Raw genomic sequence first — 17637 nt, 5'->3', positions numbered from 1 at the left:
AGTTTTCGGAAACATAATTTGTTACTTTTTGCGTTCTTATTCGTTAAAAAAGTATCATAAGTATTTGGTATTTTCAGAAAAAGCACTACCTTTGCACTCGCAATCGGGAAAGAGTTCCGATTGTTAGTAGAAAGATTGCGGAAATAGCTCAGTTGGTAGAGCATAACCTTGCCAAGGTTAGGGTCGCGAGTTCGAGTCTCGTTTTCCGCTCTTTCGCAGATTGACACGATTGTATATAACGTAGCAGCTTTTAGGTTGTGATAAAGTTGCCCAGGTGGCGGAATGGTAGACGCGCACGTTTCAGGTGCGTGTGTCGAGAGGCATGCAGGTTCGAGTCCTGTTCTGGGCACAAAGAAATATTTGGAGGAATGGCGGAATTGGTAGACGCGCTACTTTGAGGGGGTAGTGACAGTTATGTCGTGTGAGTTCGAGTCTCATTTCCTTCACCAAAAGATTGCGGAAATAGCTCAGTTGGTAGAGCATAACCTTGCCAAGGTTAGGGTCGCGAGTTCGAGTCTCGTTTTCCGCTCTTTCGTAGATTGACATGATTGTATACGTAGCACCTTATAGGTTGTGACGAATTGCCCAGGTGGCGGAATGGTAGACGCGCACGTTTCAGGTGCGTGTGTCGAGAGGCATGCAGGTTCGAGTCCTGTTCTGGGCACTTATTGCGGAAATAGCTCAGTTGGTAGAGCATAACCTTGCCAAGGTTAGGGTCGCGAGTTCGAGTCTCGTTTTCCGCTCATTATACAGCGTGTATTTAAATTAGAAATAGATTGCGGAAATAGCTCAGTTGGTAGAGCATAACCTTGCCAAGGTTAGGGTCGCGAGTTCGAGTCTCGTTTTCCGCTCTTTCGTGAACCGGTTGAACAAACCGGTTTTTTTATTGCTTATATGTTGGTAGGAATAGAGGGAATTGATATATTTGCGCCTGCTATTTAATAAAGATTTATCCAAACGAAAAGAGTATGAAAACTTATGACATTTACTTTTCTGACGGAAAAATGAGCGACAATAAAGGATTTGCGCTCAAAACGCTGGAAAAAGCTATTCACATGGCAGAAGACATGTTGCTAAAAGGAAACAGTTATATTGATGATTATGCAGGCGGAATCATCTCGGTTGTCGATTCGGAAGGAGAGACAGTATGGAGCAGCCCGATACCCAAAAAGAATTAAATAAATTTATAGGAGAGAATATATGTTTTCAGGCATTGTAGAAGAATATGCGGAAGTGGTGAAGGTGGTAAAAGAGCAAGAAAACCTTCATCTTACTTTAAAATGTTCGTTTGTCGACGAGTTGAAAATCGATCAGAGTGTTTCTCATAATGGTGTATGTCTTACAGTAGTGAGCATTCAGGACGGAACGTATACGGTAACGGCTATGAAAGAAACCATTGAGCGTTCTAATATCGGATTATTGAAGCCGGGAGATAAAGTCAACGTGGAGCGTAGCATGATGATGAACGGGCGTTTAGACGGACACATCGTACAGGGACATGTAGACCAGACTGCCGTATGTACAGCGATTGAAGATGCGGATGGCAGTTGGTATTTTACTTTTAAATACGATTTTAATCCCGAAATGGCGAAGCGCGGTTACTTTACGGTAGATAAAGGTTCGGTAACCGTCAACGGCGTAAGCCTTACGGTTTGCAATCCTACGGAGGATACGTTTCAGGTGGCTATTATTCCTTATACGTATGAGCATACGAACTTTCACACACTGAGCGTAGGCAGTGTGGTCAACATCGAGTTTGATATCATAGGCAAATACTTGAGCCGGATGATGCAGCTTAGCAAATAAACAGAAAATAAGAGTATAAAGAAAGGAGAGCGAAAGGAGGAATATTCCTCGATTTCGCTCTCTTTTTTTGTCTCTTCGTCTTCGGTTTATAGGTCTTTCAGCAGAATCAGATTGTTTTTTCTTGTAAAATCCTCGCGGGCTTTGATTAAGGCTTCCCATGAATCGGAGTAAAGATTACGGTCTATTTTGAAATCTTCCGAACCGTTGGCATCCAGTTTGGCAAGCAGCATACCCACTGTCAGTTGGTTGATGTCTACCCCCGGAATGTAACTGACGTCCTGCTCCTTTCTTTCGTTTACCGTTTCATAAATCAGTTGCATGTCTTGCAGCTCATAAAGGATTCGTTTGGTGAGACGGATGGGAATCTTGTGTTCCCTGCTGATTCGTTCTGCGGTGTAAGGCGATTTCCCTTCTTCAAAGCGTTTGCAGATGGCAGACAGTATGATGGTACAGAAAAAATCGTGGAAACGGCGGCTGATATTTTCGGTCTCTTTCCCGAAGTTGAAAGAGGCGAGATTCTGACTCACATAACTCATTTCCGCTCCGAACAGACAGATTGTCCATGAGATTTGCGTCCACAGCAAAAACATCGGTATCGCGGCAAAACTTCCGTAGATGGCGTTGTAGTTTGAAATCCATATCTGGCTGTTGACGTAGATGTACTGAAAAGCCTGAAAAGCACTTCCGGCAAGTATACCCGGAAACCACGCATGGCTCAACCGCACTTTCGTGTTCGGAATAAAAACATACATCCCGATAAACATTCCCCAAATCAGCATGTACGGAATCAGCCGGATAAAAAACTTAATGACAGGCGCAAGTAGAAGGAAGTTTTCCATCTCCTTCAGGTAAGTCGTCATAAAGATAGTCAATCCTCCCGATACCACGATAAGGATAGGGAAGAGCAGCATCATCGAAAAGTAGTCGGTAATCTGGCGGAACATCGTGCGTGGATATTTCACCTGCCAGATGGTATTGAAACTCAGCTCGATGTTGTCTATCAGATTATAAACCGTCCAAAGCAGCATGATTAAACCTACACCGATAAAGATGCCGCTTTGCGCGTGTTCAAGATACGAGTTAATCCACGAAATGACCAGCTCGGCCTGTTCTTCGGTAACGTTGCTGCGGAACATGGTTTCTACGAACGAGTCGAACCCGAAGCCGCGGGCGATGGCAAACAGCAAGGCAAGAATCGGGATGATGGAAAGTAGGGTACTGTATGTCAGGGCAGAGGCGCGTACCAGCACGCGGTCGTTCAGAAACTGGCGGACGGACAGGATGATGATTTTGATGCAGGCATAGAGCCGTCGCTGTACGGGCGTCACTTCGTCTTCCGTAATGCGCCAGATGCCGTTGCTGAGAAATTGCAGCCAATACCTGATTGTTGCCTTTTTCATAAAGGATAGTATTAAATAAAAGAGATGCAGCCGGACTGTAAGCCGGGTTCTGTTTCCCTGACGGGCAGGGATGTCTGTCATTTATCTACATCTGCCGTCACCGGCAGACTCCAGCGGTCTACCCTCCGACGTGGGGCGAGCAGCCCTCGTTAATGCCGGTTTACATGACCTTACAACTCCTAAGACGCACAGCCCGCATGTCGCCATGCGGCTGGTAGGCTCTTACCCCACCTTCTCACCCTTGCCTTTTTCCTTGCGGAGCGAGGCGGTTATTTTCTTCTGCGTTACTCCACCCTTGCGGATAGCTTTCTGTTAGGAAGTAGGATGCTCTGTGTTGCCCGGACTTTCCTCCTGTATAAAACATACCGGCGACAGACCGTCCGACTGCATCTCTCATCTGCAAAGGTACGGAAATAAACCGAATATATTGGTTTCGCTCGTGTTTTTTTATTTCAACCGCACTGTAAACTCTACTTTCTGAAGTACCGGCTCGTGGAAATCTGAAACATTTGTGGTTTTATCGGTTTCATTTTTTTTATTGAATTTGTGGCTATAATAAAATTCGTTACTTATTCGGCCGGAAAACTATCATAAATTCTACCGTATATGTCTCATAACACATGCGGTAGAGTGACCGAATCCATCCGCTTAGGTTGATAGACTTATGCGGATGCGTTTTTGCAGGAAAACTGAAAGGCTGTCAGAACCGACGGACGTGGGCACGGCAGAGAGTGGTAACGAATGTAAATTTGGCAGATGTGCCCGTTAACTGCGGTTAATGGGTATTCTTTCTTTGTTAAAAGACGGAAAAAAGAACTGACAACGTGTACAACCGTATGGATTTTGTTCTACTTTAGCAACTGAAAAGTTAAAACAAACTCGAAATTAACAAATAAAGAAATATAAGATTATGAAAACGTCAACTAAATTTGCGATAGGGGCAGCAGCTATGATTGCTGTCAGTGCCGGAGTGGCAGGAGTTACGGCGTATGCTGTAATGCAGAACAAGACGGAGGCGAATGCTTCTTTTTACGATTCTTTCCAAACGGTTCCGCTGACACGTACGGCGGCGATGGATGCTGCCAACATGCAGCCGGTTGATTTGACAAAAGCGGCTGAAAGTTCGTTGAACTCGGTGGTACACATCATGGCTATCCAGCGCAGCAAGACTCAGATAGTACAGGGGCAGCCGGATATTTTCGACTTTTTCTTTGGCGACGGTCGCGGACGCCAGCGTGAGGTGCAGACTCCGGAGCAGCGCGGATTCGGTTCGGGTGTAATCATCTCGAAAGACGGATATATCGTAACCAATAACCACGTGGTGGACGATGCCGACGAAATCAGCGTGAAGCTGCACGACAGTCGCGAGTTGAAAGGCCGCGTGATAGGTACAGACCCCGACACAGACTTGGCTTTGGTGAAGATAGAGGGCGATGATTTTCCTGCCATCCCGGTTGGAAACTCCGACGCACTGAAGGTAGGAGAGTGGGTATTGGCCGTGGGAAACCCGTTCAACTTGGGTTCTACCGTAACGGCGGGCGTGGTGAGCGCAAAGGCACGCAGCCTGCGTGCCAATCAGGTAGAATCGTTCATCCAGACCGATGCAGCCATCAATCAGGGAAACAGTGGAGGTGCGCTGGTTAATGCGCGCGGCGAGTTGGTTGGTATCAATGCCATGCTGGTTTCGCCCACCGGCGCCTATTCGGGCTACGGTTTCGCCATCCCCACAAGCATCATGACGAAAGTGGTGACCGACCTGAAAGAATACGGAACCGTACAGCGTGCGCTTTTGGGCATCATGGGTATGGATATGGGACGCGAAGAATATCCTGAAGAAATCCGTAAAGAGCAGAAAGAACTGGGAATAGGTTACGGTGTACAGGTATCTGAAGTAACGGATGAAGGCTCGGCTGCCGGAATTTTGCAGAAGAACGATGTTATTATCGCGCTCGACGGCGAAAAGGTTGAATCAATGGCAAGACTGCAAGGATTGCTCGCCAAGAAACGTCCGGGCGACAAGGTGAAAGTAACGGTATTCCGCGACAAGAAAGAAAAAGAATTTACCATCACGCTGAAAAATGCGCAGGGTAATACGAAAGTGGTTAAGAAAGCCGACATGCAGATTCTGGGAGCAGCCTTCCGCGAAGTGCCCGACGAACTGAAACGCCAGCTCAACTTGGGTTACGGCGTACAGGTAACGGGAGTTTCAAACGGACGCATGGCAGACAGCGGCATCCGCAAGGGATTCATTATACTGAAAGCAAACGGCAAACAGCTACGCAGCGTACAGGATTTGGAAGACGTGATGAAGGCAGCTTCGCAGTCGCCCGACCAAGTATTGTTCATGACAGGTGTCTATCCGTCAGGTAAACGTGCCAATTATGCAGTTGATTTGTCGCAAGCCGAATAAAAATATTCAACGGCAATAGGATTTCTTAAGGAAGAGATTAACATGGAAAGAAGGCGTGTTATGTTTTGTTAAACATACACGCCTTTGGCATATTTATTGGTGGTATAATTGTTGATATATGTAATTGATGAGATAGAATCTGAAAAACTTCCGTCCGAAAGGCGGATATTTTCAAATTTATTTTATAACTTTGCATCCAAATCGTTTTATATAAAATGAGACAATTAAAGATAACCAAAAGTATCACTAACCGAGAGAGCGCTTCTCTGGACAAGTATTTACAGGAAATCGGTCGTGAGGACTTGATTACTGTAGAAGAAGAGGTAGAACTCGCTCAGCGTATCCGTAAAGGAGACCGTGCGGCATTAGAGAAGCTGACACGTGCTAATTTGCGATTTGTAGTATCAGTAGCTAAACAGTATCAGAATCAGGGATTGAGTTTGCCGGATTTGATAAACGAAGGTAACTTGGGTTTGATTAAAGCTGCCGAAAAGTTTGATGAAACCCGTGGTTTTAAGTTTATCAGTTACGCCGTTTGGTGGATTCGCCAGTCCATCTTGCAGGCTTTGGCAGAGCAGTCGCGTATCGTACGTTTGCCGCTGAACCAAGTTGGGTCTTTGAACAAAATCAGCAAGGCATTCTCGAAGTTTGAACAAGAGAATGAGCGTCGTCCTTCTGCCGAAGAACTTGCTGACGAACTGGAAATTCCGGTTGATAAGATCTCGGATACACTGAAAGTATCAGGACGTCATATCTCTGTTGATGCTCCTTTCGTTGAAGGAGAGGACAACAGTTTGTTAGACGTGTTGGTAAACGACGATTCGCCTATGGCAGACCGCTCGTTGGTTAATGAATCACTTTCGAGGGAAATCGACAGAGCACTTTCTACGTTAACCGAAAGAGAGAAGGATATCATCCAAATGTTTTTCGGTATTAACACGCAGGAAATGACGTTGGAAGAAATTGGCGACAAATTTGGTTTGACTCGTGAGCGCGTCCGCCAGATTAAGGAAAAGGCCATCAGAAGATTAAGACAAAATTCACGTAGCAAGTTGCTCAAGTCTTATTTGGGATAAGAGAGCGTTTGGTTTCCGAAAAAGATTAATGCCATCCCGCACAGATATATCGGTGGATATGATGAAGTGTGCGGAATGGCATTTTTGTTTGTATGCAGGCTGAAGCGTCAGCCTTTTTCCTGTTAATGTTTGAGGTATTTTTTCATGCCGTCGGTATAGAATATCTGCATTTTCCCATTCTCGTCAGAATATATTAAGTAAGCATCCAGTTCGTCGTGAGAGTTACAAATGGCACGTGCAGAGTCGAGTCCTAACACCATAAATGCAGTGGCATACGCATCGGCAGTGGCACAGTTGTCGGCAATAACCGTTGCCGAAAGTATATTATGCTGTACGGGGTAACCCGTGCGCGGGTCGATGGTGTGAGCAAATTTCTTTCCGTCTTTATAATAATAATTACGGTAATTACCCGATGTTGCCATGCTTGCATTACTTATTTCCAATACGGTTTGCAGTTCCTGATTAACCGCAAGCGAGTCGTCTATCGGTTTGTTTATGCCGATATGCCACGGTTGCATACTGGCATTTTGCCCTTTCATAACCAGTTCTCCGCCTATTTCTATCATGTAATTCTTGACACCTTTGCGGTCAAGCAGGCGAGCCACGCAATCCACTCCGAACCCTTTTGCTACGGCACTGCAATCTAACGTTATCCGTGAATCGGTTTTTACTATTTCGCCGTTTACCAGATTGATTTTGTTGATTCCTATAAACTGGAGCAAACTGTCTACTTGTGCCGAATCAGGAAGAACAGAGTTTTTAAATCCGAATCCCCATGCGTTTACTAACGGGGCTACGGTGATATCAAAAGCTCCCCCCGTTTCATCCGAAATCTGTTTCGACAGATTAAAAACCTGCGTAAACATGGTGTCGGCTTTCATGCTGGTGTTGTTGTTGATGGCAGTAATGGTCGACTTCTTGTTGAACGGCGATAACGAGTAATCTACCTTTTGTAGTTCAGTTTCAATTTCATCTTTCAAGTTATCGTCCGACTGGTAGGTTATTTTATACGTTGTGCCGAAAATGAGTCCTTGATTGGTTTGATACGGTGCCTGTTTACGCAGGATAAGGATGGTTCCTATAATAAGGAAAAGAAGAAACGGCAACTGCCATTTCAGTTGTTTATTTGCCATGATGTGAAATAGCTTTTAATGATTCTGTAATAAATGTTCAATCAATATTTTTACTCCGATTCCGATAAGTACCAAACCTCCGAACAGCTCCATCCGCAGATTAAACCGTTTGCCGAAGAATACCCCTATGATACTTCCCGTTACGGATATGACAAACGAAGCGATACCGATAGCCCAAAGCGGATAAGATAGCGAAGCAAGCGTGTTGAAACCTGTAAAGGCAAACGAAATGCCTACGGCGAGTGCATCGATACTGGTAGCTATGGCGAGGGTAAGGATAACGCTGAGGCGGGTAGGGTCGAAGCAGCATTGTTCTTCGTCCTCCCGGAAGTGGGAGCGTATCATCCGGATACCCAAAAATGCCAGCAACCCGAATGCAATCCAATGGTCGTAAGCCTCAATCAGATGATTGAAACTGCTTGCACCTGCCCATCCGATAAGTGGCATTGCCGCCTGAAACAATCCGAAAAAGAACGCCATTTTCAGGAATATTCCCCATCGGATGCGGTGAAGAATAATTCCGCTTGTTACCGAAACTGTAAAACAATCGATGGCTAAGCTGACGGCTAAAAGCCAAATTTCCGCAAAACTCATTTAGAAAGGTAGATTATAAATCAAATTATACATTATGTTAAAACTGCTACTGGCGTTTTTCCCGAATCCGGGAACATACCACGGGATGGAGTTTTCGTGTCCCTTTACGTTCATCCGCATTTTGTAGCGTACGCTCCATCCCATGCAAAAACCTTTGTAGATTTTCACCTTTAAACCTACAACGCCTTCCATCCAGCTGGCATTGCTTTTTAATCCGCTATATGAATAAGGGAGGGTGATGATTTCTCCGTAATTAGGGTCGGTCATATCCGGTCCGTTAACATCGTATGAAAAAGAACTCATACCGTAACGTAAGCCTACATATAAATAGCCCGGCAGGTGGGTTTTCTTATGAAATACATTATAATCCATACCGATGCGGAAATAAGGAGCAGACGTTTTGTAATGAAGGTCATTCCCGTCATTAATAGCATCCGCCTTGCCGTATCCTATTTCCACCACGGGCAGGAAGCGGTTCTTGAAGTTTGCCTGCACAGCTACTTCGCTGCTCATGATGTCGCTTCCTAAAAAGTTACTTACCAGTCCGGCTATTTCTACCCCGATAGACGTCCCCTGATAAAAAGGTACCTCTTCTTTTTTTTCTTCTTTCGCCTCTTTGGATGCAGCTTTGTGTACTTGTCCGTAGCCGGAAAAAGGCGTTAGCAGGAAGCTACTCAGTATCAGCAACAGTGAAATATAATTTGAAATTCTCTTTTTCATTATTATCAATATTCGGATTAGTGATAACCAGTGAATCCATCATTCGATTGGTAGATGTAGCTTCGGTAACTTCGTAAAACATCATTGTCCCACAGTCTAAGTTCATGAAGTAGGGAATGTTACGATGCTTCACCGTGATAACATCTTGCCCCTGTCTGTTATATCGGATGATAAATTGAGTTTCGTTGTTGTAACTCAGCGGTAAGCTGAGCGAGCTTACGCTTGTTTCCCTGTTTATCAGCGTGTCATTAATGGTAGTATCGGCGGTAACCATTCGTCCTACTACGGTGAGCGTGTCTGTATATTCAATGCTTCGTCCGTACTGGTCGACAAAGTTGAACTGGGCATACGTCAACGAGTTGGGCGGGCAATTCTCTACCTCGCACGCCGGGAAAAAGAATACCGACATCAACAATACGCATAAAATAACCGGTAGTTTCTTCATGGGATTATAATTCTTTCTCGATTTGATATTTGTTTCTTTCCGGTGCGTTACGTACTATCAGCTCACCTATAAATCCGGCAAGGAATAGTTGAGTTCCTAATATCATGGTTGTCAGCGCCAGATAGAAATAAGGATTGTCTGTAACCAGTCCGTAAGGGTTCCCGTGATACATGTCATACAGCTTGGTTGCTCCCACGGTTATAACGGCTATAAAGCCTAAGATAAACATGATGGACCCCAAAAAGCCGAAGATGTGCATCGGTTTGATTCCGAATTTAGAGAGAAACCACAAGGTGAGCAAGTCCAAGTAGCCATTGACAAAACGGTTTAACCCGAATTTTGTCTTGCCATATTTGCGGGCTTGATGGTGAACGACCTTTTCTCCGATGCGGCAGAACCCAGCATTTTTCGCCAGATAAGGAATATAGCGGTGCATTTCGCCGTATACTTCTATGTTTTTGATGACTTCACGGCGATATGCCTTCAGTCCGCAATTAAAGTCGTGCAGATTATGAATACCTGATACGGCACGCGCCGTAGCGTTGAAAAGTTTGGTGGGAATGGTTTTCGAAAGCGGGTCATAACGTTTTTGTTTCCATCCCGATACGAGGTCGTAACCATCTTGGGTAATCATGCGGTAAAGTTCCGGTATTTCATCGGGACTGTCTTGCAAGTCGGCATCCATAGTGATTACCACATCGCCCTGCGCGCGCTCGAAACCGCAGTAGAGAGCCGGCGACTTCCCGTAATTCCGGCGGAACTTGATACCCTTTACTGCATCCGACTTACGGCTGAGTTCCTCAATGACCTGCCATGAACGGTCGGTGCTTCCGTCGTTCACGAAAATGATTTCATAGCTGAAGCCGTTGGCCTTCATTACCCTTGCAATCCATTCATAGAGTTCGGGCAAAGATTCTTCCTCGTTATAAAGAGGTACGATAACTGAAATATCCATTGTTTTTGATGTGCTATTGTTTTTTTCTTCTCATAACCAGCAAAGCGGTAGGTAACGCTAACAGAGTGCCGTATATAACGTTTTGCGATATGAGTTGGAATGTTATTTCAAGGGGAGACAGAGACGACACTACGCTGAAAGCCGTAATCAGTTGGTCGACCGAAGTCAGCATTTCGCCCGTTGCCGATGACTTGATAGCCTCTAACTGGTTCAGGTACATGTTAACCAGATATCCTTCGTCGATAAAGCGAAAGTAAATATAATGGGCTACCGCCGTCAGCATGGCTGCAAACACGTATGTGCAGAAAGTAAAAGAAAACGCACGCGAAAAACTGATAACTCCCTCGCAGTAATAGTTTCTGAACTTGCGGGTATAAATGTAGCCCAATATGGGGACGAAACAAGTTAGCAAGATGAAGAACAGTTGTAACAACGGAATGGTAAAACCTAACGGGAGAAAAGCGAATTTGAAAATCCAGAAAATACCCATAAAAGTTCCGTATCGCATGGCATGTTGCTGTATGGTTGCCGGTTTGTCTGTTGTCATGTCTGTTATATTGATTAATTCATGCAAAAGTACGTTTTTTCGCTTATCCATGCTATATAAAAGAATGAAAAATCACGTTTTTCAAGAAAAATGAGCAATTTTTTTTAATAGGGTATTGCGGAATAAAAAATAATGTTTACCTTTGCACCCGCAATCGAGAGAGATTGATGATGAAAATGAAATATGGGTAAGTCCCATACGGCCAGCTCCCTTTGAATCCTCCAGGGCTTGATCGCAGCAAAGGTAGAAGGTTGTAGCGGCGCGATATGGACAGCTTACCCACCTGCCTCTTTAGCTCAGTTGGCCAGAGCACGTGATTTGTAATCTCGGGGTCGTTGGTTCGAATCCGACAAGAGGCTCTCAATACTCGAACGAAGCTGTCTCAAAATGATTTTGGGACAGCTTTTTTTATGTCAAAACTCAAATCTGCTTCAATTTCCTACACCCGACAGAGGCATAAGAAGATATTTTCCGACGTTATAAGCCTGAAAAACGCTACCGTTAGTGTTGGCTGTTTCTAACGGTAGCGTTGAGCATTTCTACCCATAGTGTTGACCGGTTCTATGGGTAGCGTTTTTTCAGCCTTCAGACAGAGGATGAACAGGCTGCCGCTGGCAGGAGAAGCCGTGTTCTGAAGGGAGAGGAAGCGCATAAAAAAACGCTCAGATTATTATGGGAACGATGGCTGTTTCCATAAAATCTGAGCGATTCTTCTTATTTGTGGTTTCCGTATTTCAGGTTATTGTTTTTCCGGTTTCAACCATTTGTCTAACCACTTGAAGAACGTGCGTTGCCACAAGATTCCGTTCTGCGGCTTCAGCACCCAGTGGTTTTCATCCGGGAAGATAAGCAACTCGGCAGGCACTCCTCTCAGCTTGGCGGCATTAAAGGCTGCCATGCCCTGCGATGCAAGGATACGGTAATCTTTCTCGCCGTGGATGCAAAGAATCGGAGTATCCCATTTGTCGACAAAGAGGTGAGGAGAGTTGGCATAGCTGCGTTTCACAGCCGGATTGTTTTTCTCCCAGTACGCACCGCCTAAATCCCAATTCGTAAACCAAAGTTCTTCGGTTTCCAAGTATTGCTGTTCCATGTTGAAGAATCCATCGTGGGCGATGAATGCTTTGAAACGTTTGTTGTGGTGCCCGGCAAGCCAGTAAACAGAATAGCCTCCGAAACTTGCACCTACACATCCCAGCCGGTCTTTGTCTACGTAAGGCTCTTGAGCCATGTTGTCGATTGCCGTCAGGTAATCGTCCATGCAGTGTCCGCCGTAATTAGTGCTGATTTCTTCCAGCCATTCCATACCGAATCCCGGTAAGCCGCGGCGGTTGGGAGCTACGATAATGTAATCGTTTGCAGCCATGATTTGCAGGTTCCACCGATAACTCCAGAATTGGCTGACGGGACTTTGCGGACCGCCTTCGCAGAACAACAGCGTAGGATATTTCTTATTGGGGTCGAAGTCGGCAGGATAAACCACCCATGAAAGCATGTCTTTTCCATCCACGGTTTTCATCCAGCGCGGTTCTACCTTACCCAGTTTTAGCTGGCTGAAAATATGGTCATTTTCTTTGGTGATGCGGGTTACTGCGTTATTTGCCTGTAAATCTACCGTAAACAGTTCATCGGCTTCGCTGAGAGAATGACGTTTGGTGAGCAATTTCCCGTCGCCCAGCGTGGCTACCGATACATAATCGTACATTCCGTCTGTCAACTGTTTTACGTCACCTTCCAGATTCGTGCTGTGAATCATGCTCGTGGCGTGCCATACACCGGTGAAATACAGCGTTTTGTTGTCGGCAGCCCAGCAGTAGTCGTCTACGCCCGACTGGAAAGACTCTGTTACGTATTTCTTTGCTCCACTTTGAAGATTAAACACGCACAGGCGATTCCGGTCGCTCTCGTAGCCGTCGCGTTCCATGCTTTGCCAAGCAATGTATTGTCCGTCTGCCGAAAATTTAGGGTTGGTATCATAGCCCTTGTTCTTGTCGTTGGCATCTTCTTTGCACAAGTTGCGTGTTTCTTTGCTCTCCAGATTATATAAATAGATGTCCGAGTCTGTTGAAACAGCATATTCTTTGCCCGTCTTCTTGCGGCAGGTATAAGCTATCTGTTTTGAGTCCGGACTCCAAGCCAACTGTTCGATGCCTCCAAAGGGCTTCATGGGCGATTCGTACGGCTCGCCCGCCAGTATGTCGGTAGCTTTGCCCACTTCTTTGCCGTTAAAATCGGCTACAAATGGATGAGGAATGGTTTGCACCCATTCATCCCAATGTTTATACATCAAGTCGTCTACGATGATTCCGCTTGCCTTGTCCAAGTCGGGATAAATATCGGCGGTACGTTCGCCGTATTTGATTTGTGAGATGAAAAGCACTTTGGTTTCATCCGGCGAAAAGCGGAACCCTTCGATATCACCTTCGTAATGTGAGAGTTGCAGGCGTTCGGTTCCGTCCGGATTCATTTCCCAAATCTGGTTGCTTCCGCTTGCCGCGCTGAGGAAAGCTATTTTTGTTCCGCCTTTAATCCATACGGGTTCTCCTTCATTGGCAGAGGTCGTGGTAAGCAGAGTATTTTCTGTACCGTCGGCATTCATCACATAAATGGCGAGGTGACTTTTGTTTTCTTTTACGCTGTAATAAGAAACAGTGTAAGCTATTTTTGTTCCGTCCGGCGAAACGCTTGAGCTGCCGATGCGCCCCATTGCCCATAATGCTTCGGGAGTAAGCCGACCGTCGGCAATGGTAATTTCTTGTCGTCCGATAATTGGACTGTCATCTGTGGTTGTGTTTTCAGGACTTACACAGGCAGAAGTAGCCAACATCATGGCAGCTGTCATTGTCATAAGATCTGTTTTTTTCATTGATACAGTGATTTAGATTAGATATGAAATAATAACGAGTTGACCAATTCGCGGATTGCGGCTTGGCCAACTCGTAAAAGAGGTAACTTTAGTAAGTTGTTCTCAAGGGCAACGGGTTGACTTTTTTCGTCGCCGGAGAGTTTTATTCTTTGCGATATTTCTTCAAACGTTCTTCGCGTTCTTTTTGCAGACGTTCTTGTTCTTTTTGCAGAGCTTCCAGTTTTGCCATCAGTCCGGTCGGTTTACGTGCTGAAGGAGCTTTTTTGTTAGCTTCAAGTTGTGCCAACAGTTTCTGCTCGTCTGTCATTTTACGCATAACCCACATCGTCAAGATACCGATAAGTCCGGAGATGAAGTAATAATAGCTTAATCCCGAAGCGTATTCATTGAATATAAAGAAGAACATAACGGGCATGATGTACATCATCCATTTCATTGCCGCCATTTGTGGGTTGCTTCCCGTATCCTGCTGTTTCATCATGATAATCTGGTTGACTACCGTAGTAACGCTGAATAACAAGCAGAACAAGCTGAGGTGGTTACCCAGCAGGGGGATATGTGTACTCCAACTGATAAGGTCGTCGTATGAAGACAAATCGTCAGCCCATAAGAAACTTTGCTGGCGAAGTTCGATAGCGTTCGGAACGAAGAAGAACAATGCCATGAATACCGGTGTTTGAATCAGCATAGGCAAGCATCCTCCCATCGGGCTTACGTTATATTCCCGGTATAACGCCATGGTTTCCTGTTGTTTCTTCAGCGCATCTTCTTGCTTGGGATATTTGGCATTAATTTTATCTACATACGGTTTCAATGCCCGCATTTTTGCAGATGAGATAAATGATTTCCACGTAGTAGGCAGTACGAGTACCTTGACGATGATAGTCATTAATAAAATAACTAATCCCATGCTCAGTCCCATACTTGAGAGCCAGTCGAACAGGTTGATTGTGAACCAACGGTTAATCAGACGTATAATCGGCCATCCAAGATAAACGAGGTCTTCCAATTCTTGGTCTTTGTCTTTAAAGCTCAAATCGTTGCTTGCCAAAAGAGTCTTGAAGTGATTCGGTCCGAAATAGAATTGGAAATGACTTGGTTGTCCTCCTGTCGGGTCGAAGAAGCTCTGCATGTCGGCAGCATAATTCTTCATGTAACCGCTTCCTTGCTGTTCCATTTTAGATTCCAGCGTAGCGTTTTCAAAGCTCTTTTCTGCCATGAACACGCAAGAGAAATACTGGTTCTTAAATGCAACCCAATCCAATGTAGCCGGGATGGTCTCTTTTTCGTCTTTTGTTTCGCTCAAGTAATCAAAGCTGTCGTTTACCGGTTTGTAAGTCAACGAAGTATAACGTTGCTCAAACGTGTAACCTTTTTCCATTTGGCGAGCACGCTGCTTCCAGTCGATCGACATGTTTTTTACAGAAGGGGAGAAGAAATTCTCCATGCCGACTGCTTGCACACTCATATCTACGATGTAAGAGTTCGGAATCAGTCGGTAGTTAAAATCTAAATGTCCTCCGTTTTGTGCATTCAGTCGCATTGTTACCGTACTGTCTGTCACGTTTACCGGCTCAAAGAACAGTTGCTCGGTACGGATATTTTCATTTTTCCCTTCAAAGCCAAAACTCAACGAAGCGTCTGTTCCGTCGAACAAAACCAGTGGCTGATGTTGTTGGTCGTTATAATCTTTCAGCGTAGCTTTATATACACGTCCTCCCTTGTTGCTAAGAACTAATTGAACCACATCGTTTTCTAACGTGGTAAATACTTCTTTTCCCTTTGAGGCTGTATAAAACAATGAGGCAGAGTCGTACTCTATGGTTTGTTGAGCAGCTACTTCCTGCATCATTTTTGTTTGCTCTTGTTCCTGAAGAACCTGCTGAATAGAGTCTTGATAATGCTGTGCGCGTTCTCTTTCTTCTTGACTGGGGCGGTTGTAGATACCAAATCCTACGATAACCGCTCCAATCAGAACAAAGCCCACTAACGTGTTTTTATCCATTTGTTATAGTCTCAATTTATATGATTGTTATTTATCAATAGCAGCTTTTATGAATGACAGGAATAACGGATGAGGCTTCAATACCGTACTGCTGTATTCAGGATGGAACTGTGTGCCGATAAACCATTTCAAGGTAGGAATTTCTACGATTTCCACCAAGTCTGATTCCGGATTAGTTCCAACACATTTCATGCCTGCTTTTTCAAATTCAGCTTTATAGTCGTTGTTGAATTCGTAGCGATGGCGATGACGTTCTTGAATATGTTCGGTTCCGTATGCCTGATATACTTTTGATGTGGGGTCAAGTACACATTCGTAAGCTCCCAAACGCATTGTTCCGCCCATGTTGGTAATTGATTTTTGTTCCTCCATGATGTCGATAACGTTGTGAGGAGTCTTTTCATCCATTTCCCGGCTGTTGGCATCAGCATATCCCAACACGTTACGGGCAAATTCGATAGCCATACATTGCATACCGAGGCAGATTCCGAAAGTCGGGACATTGTGTGTACGGCAATACTTGATGGCTACGAATTTTCCTTCGATGCCGCGCTGTCCGAATCCCGGACAGATGATAATGCCGTCCATGTCTTTCAGTTGTTCCTCTACATTCTCGTCTGTTATCTTTTCACTGTTGATGAACTGAATCTCGGCTTTACGGTCGTTATATGTTGCTGCTTGTGAAAGAGCCTCAAGGATAGACTTATAGGCATCTTGCAAATCGTATTTTCCTACCAACCCTATCTTTACGATCTGTGTAGCGTGATGACGACGGTTTAAGAACTCTCTCCACGGGCCCAACGTCGGGGTTTCTCCTACCGGGAGTCCCATCTTTTCGAGAATTGTCACGTCTAACTTTTGTTCTTGCATACGTAACGGTACTTCGTAAATGGTAGGCATGTCCATTGACTGTACTACGGCACTTTCATCTACGTTGCAGAACAGAGCCACTTTCTTTCTTAAATTGCTGCTCAATTCATGTTCTGTGCGCAACACCAATATGTCGGGCTGGATACCTACCGATTGAAGTTCTTTTACAGAGTGTTGGGTAGGTTTGGTTTTCAGTTCGCCTGCTGCTGCCAAGTAAGGCACGTAAGTAAGATGCACGCACAGCGCATTTTTTCCCAATTCCCATTTCAGCTGGCGGATACTTTCCAGATAAGGCAGAGATTCTATATCGCCCACCGTACCTCCGATTTCAGTAATTACAAAATCGAATTTATATTTGTTGCCTAACAATTTTACGTTACGCTTGATTTCGTCTGTAATGTGAGGGATAATTTGAATGGTTTTTCCCAAATAATCGCCACGGCGCTCTTTATCTATTACACTTTTATAGATACGTCCGGTGGTAATATTATTCGCTTTGGTTGTCTGTATACCCAAAAAACGTTCGTAATGTCCTAAGTCAAGGTCAGCTTCATGACCGTCTACTGTCACGTAACACTCACCGTGTTCGTACGGATTAAGTGTTCCCGGGTCGATGTTAATATACGGGTCAAACTTTTGGATGGTTACGCTGTAGCCTCTGGCTTGCAGCAATTTGCCGATAGATGATGAAATGATACCTTTTCCTAAAGAAGAGGCTACACCACCTGTTACGAAGATATACTTTGTTTCTGCCACAATATTGAGTTTTTTAAAAATTAATTTCCTTTGAAATCTTTTTTCCAAGTTGCA

At 44.8% G+C, this 17637-nt stretch carries 14 protein-coding genes, 8 tRNA genes and 1 other RNA gene; 12 read left to right on the top strand and 11 right to left on the bottom strand.

All coding sequences use genetic code 11. The features are described 5' to 3' along the window. The first annotated feature begins 137 nt into the window (after positions 1-137). The 9 genes from M3085_RS08465 to M3085_RS08425 all read left to right on the top strand — a co-directional run bounded on the left by M3085_RS08465 (position 138) and on the right by M3085_RS08425 (position 1806). A tRNA-Gly gene (locus tag M3085_RS08465) sits at positions 138-210 on the top strand. Positions 211-268: 58 nt separating this feature from the next. After that, a tRNA-Leu gene (locus M3085_RS08460) sits at positions 269-349 on the top strand. Between the two features lie 13 nt (positions 350-362). Further along, positions 363-449, top strand: a tRNA-Leu gene (locus M3085_RS08455). 7 nt (positions 450-456) lie between these two features. Next, positions 457-529 (top strand) — tRNA-Gly (locus tag M3085_RS08450). Positions 530-583: 54 nt separating this feature from the next. Further along, a tRNA-Leu gene (locus M3085_RS08445) sits at positions 584-664 on the top strand. A 6-nt stretch (positions 665-670) separates the two neighbouring features. Beyond that, positions 671-743, top strand: a tRNA-Gly gene (locus tag M3085_RS08440). Between the two features lie 35 nt (positions 744-778). Next, positions 779-851 (top strand) — tRNA-Gly (locus M3085_RS08435). A 117-nt stretch (positions 852-968) separates the two neighbouring features. Next, positions 969-1178, top strand: a complete 210-nt coding sequence (locus M3085_RS08430) for a hypothetical protein (protein ID WP_178256400.1) — start codon at positions 969-971, stop codon at positions 1176-1178. Positions 1179-1200: 22 nt separating this feature from the next. Next, a complete protein-coding gene (locus tag M3085_RS08425; RefSeq protein ID WP_178256401.1) occupies positions 1201-1806 on the top strand; it encodes a riboflavin synthase in 606 nt (201 codons plus the stop codon). A gap of 86 nt (positions 1807-1892) precedes the next feature. Here the strand turns inward: M3085_RS08425 and M3085_RS08420 are convergent, their stop codons facing one another. Further along, positions 1893-3206: a YihY/virulence factor BrkB family protein gene (locus tag M3085_RS08420; RefSeq protein ID WP_191709226.1), complete on the bottom strand. Its 1314-nt coding sequence runs from the start codon at positions 3204-3206 to the stop codon at positions 1893-1895. 22 nt (positions 3207-3228) lie between these two features. Continuing rightward, positions 3229-3594: RNase P RNA component class A (gene rnpB, locus M3085_RS08415), an RNA gene on the bottom strand. Positions 3595-4116: 522 nt separating this feature from the next. Between rnpB and M3085_RS08410 the strand changes: the two genes are divergently transcribed. Both M3085_RS08410 and M3085_RS08405 read left to right on the top strand, forming a co-directional pair. Further along, a complete protein-coding gene (locus M3085_RS08410) occupies positions 4117-5616 on the top strand; it encodes a trypsin-like peptidase domain-containing protein (protein WP_178256404.1) in 1500 nt (499 codons plus the stop codon). A 215-nt stretch (positions 5617-5831) separates the two neighbouring features. Next, complete coding sequence (locus M3085_RS08405; RefSeq protein WP_178256405.1) at positions 5832-6692, top strand: RNA polymerase sigma factor RpoD/SigA; 861 nt, start codon at positions 5832-5834, stop codon at positions 6690-6692. Between the two features lie 122 nt (positions 6693-6814). On the opposite strand, the gene M3085_RS08400 is transcribed toward M3085_RS08405, so the two are convergent. Genes M3085_RS08400 through M3085_RS08375 form a run of 6 tightly spaced genes read right to left on the bottom strand, consistent with a single transcriptional unit; the run spans position 6815 to position 11086 of the window. Further along, on the bottom strand, positions 6815-7825 hold the full coding sequence (locus M3085_RS08400) for an FAD:protein FMN transferase (protein ID WP_178256406.1): 1011 nt from the start codon (positions 7823-7825) through the stop codon (positions 6815-6817). A 15-nt stretch (positions 7826-7840) separates the two neighbouring features. After that, entirely contained in the window at positions 7841-8419 is a 579-nt protein-coding gene (locus M3085_RS08395; protein ID WP_178256407.1) for a manganese efflux pump MntP family protein, read from the bottom strand. Then, entirely contained in the window at positions 8420-9139 is a 720-nt protein-coding gene (locus tag M3085_RS08390) for a DUF6048 family protein (RefSeq protein WP_178256408.1), read from the bottom strand. Then, positions 9090-9584, bottom strand: coding sequence for a DUF6452 family protein (locus tag M3085_RS08385; RefSeq protein WP_178256409.1), 495 nt, complete (start codon positions 9582-9584; stop codon positions 9090-9092). The genes M3085_RS08390 and M3085_RS08385 overlap by 50 nt, the downstream gene beginning before the upstream one ends. 4 nt (positions 9585-9588) lie before the next feature. After that, a complete protein-coding gene (locus tag M3085_RS08380; RefSeq protein ID WP_178256410.1) occupies positions 9589-10539 on the bottom strand; it encodes a glycosyltransferase family 2 protein in 951 nt (316 codons plus the stop codon). Positions 10540-10552: 13 nt separating this feature from the next. Then, a complete protein-coding gene (locus M3085_RS08375) occupies positions 10553-11086 on the bottom strand; it encodes a DUF4199 domain-containing protein (protein WP_178256411.1) in 534 nt (177 codons plus the stop codon). A gap of 285 nt (positions 11087-11371) precedes the next feature. Between M3085_RS08375 and M3085_RS08370 the strand changes: the two genes are divergently transcribed. Further along, positions 11372-11445 (top strand) — tRNA-Thr (locus M3085_RS08370). Positions 11446-11825: 380 nt separating this feature from the next. Here M3085_RS08370 and M3085_RS08365 read toward each other — a convergent pair. From M3085_RS08365 to M3085_RS08355, 3 genes are all read right to left on the bottom strand, one after another. Further along, entirely contained in the window at positions 11826-13934 is a 2109-nt protein-coding gene (locus M3085_RS08365) for a prolyl oligopeptidase family serine peptidase (RefSeq protein ID WP_410554459.1), read from the bottom strand. A 160-nt stretch (positions 13935-14094) separates the two neighbouring features. Next, positions 14095-15957 (bottom strand): membrane protein insertase YidC, encoded by a 1863-nt coding sequence (gene yidC, locus M3085_RS08360; protein ID WP_178257462.1) that lies wholly within the window; start codon positions 15955-15957, stop codon positions 14095-14097. A 27-nt stretch (positions 15958-15984) separates the two neighbouring features. Next, complete coding sequence (locus M3085_RS08355; protein WP_178257461.1) at positions 15985-17583, bottom strand: CTP synthase; 1599 nt, start codon at positions 17581-17583, stop codon at positions 15985-15987. Positions 17584-17637: the final 54 nt, after the last annotated feature.

The organism is Bacteroides caecicola (genome assembly GCF_023337095.1).
Lineage (GTDB): Bacteria > Bacteroidota > Bacteroidia > Bacteroidales > Bacteroidaceae > Phocaeicola > Phocaeicola gallinarum.
Note: the sequence above shows the minus strand (reverse complement) of the source record. Positions and strands in the feature narration are given on the sequence as shown.

Coding starts and splice junctions, on each gene's coding strand:
- M3085_RS08430 (WP_178256400.1), top strand. CDS start 969: ATGAAAACTTATGACATTTACTTTTCTGACGGAAAAATGAGCGACAAT.
- M3085_RS08425 (WP_178256401.1), top strand. CDS start 1,201: ATGTTTTCAGGCATTGTAGAAGAATATGCGGAAGTGGTGAAGGTGGTA.
- M3085_RS08420 (WP_191709226.1), bottom strand. CDS start 3,206: ATGAAAAAGGCAACAATCAGGTATTGGCTGCAATTTCTCAGCAACGGC.
- M3085_RS08410 (WP_178256404.1), top strand. CDS start 4,117: ATGAAAACGTCAACTAAATTTGCGATAGGGGCAGCAGCTATGATTGCT.
- M3085_RS08405 (WP_178256405.1), top strand. CDS start 5,832: ATGAGACAATTAAAGATAACCAAAAGTATCACTAACCGAGAGAGCGCT.
- M3085_RS08400 (WP_178256406.1), bottom strand. CDS start 7,825: ATGGCAAATAAACAACTGAAATGGCAGTTGCCGTTTCTTCTTTTCCTT.
- M3085_RS08395 (WP_178256407.1), bottom strand. CDS start 8,419: ATGAGTTTTGCGGAAATTTGGCTTTTAGCCGTCAGCTTAGCCATCGAT.
- M3085_RS08390 (WP_178256408.1), bottom strand. CDS start 9,139: ATGAAAAAGAGAATTTCAAATTATATTTCACTGTTGCTGATACTGAGT.
- M3085_RS08385 (WP_178256409.1), bottom strand. CDS start 9,584: ATGAAGAAACTACCGGTTATTTTATGCGTATTGTTGATGTCGGTATTC.
- M3085_RS08380 (WP_178256410.1), bottom strand. CDS start 10,539: ATGGATATTTCAGTTATCGTACCTCTTTATAACGAGGAAGAATCTTTG.
- M3085_RS08375 (WP_178256411.1), bottom strand. CDS start 11,086: ATGACAACAGACAAACCGGCAACCATACAGCAACATGCCATGCGATAC.
- M3085_RS08365 (WP_410554459.1), bottom strand. CDS start 13,934: ATGACAATGACAGCTGCCATGATGTTGGCTACTTCTGCCTGTGTAAGT.
- yidC (WP_178257462.1), bottom strand. CDS start 15,957: ATGGATAAAAACACGTTAGTGGGCTTTGTTCTGATTGGAGCGGTTATC.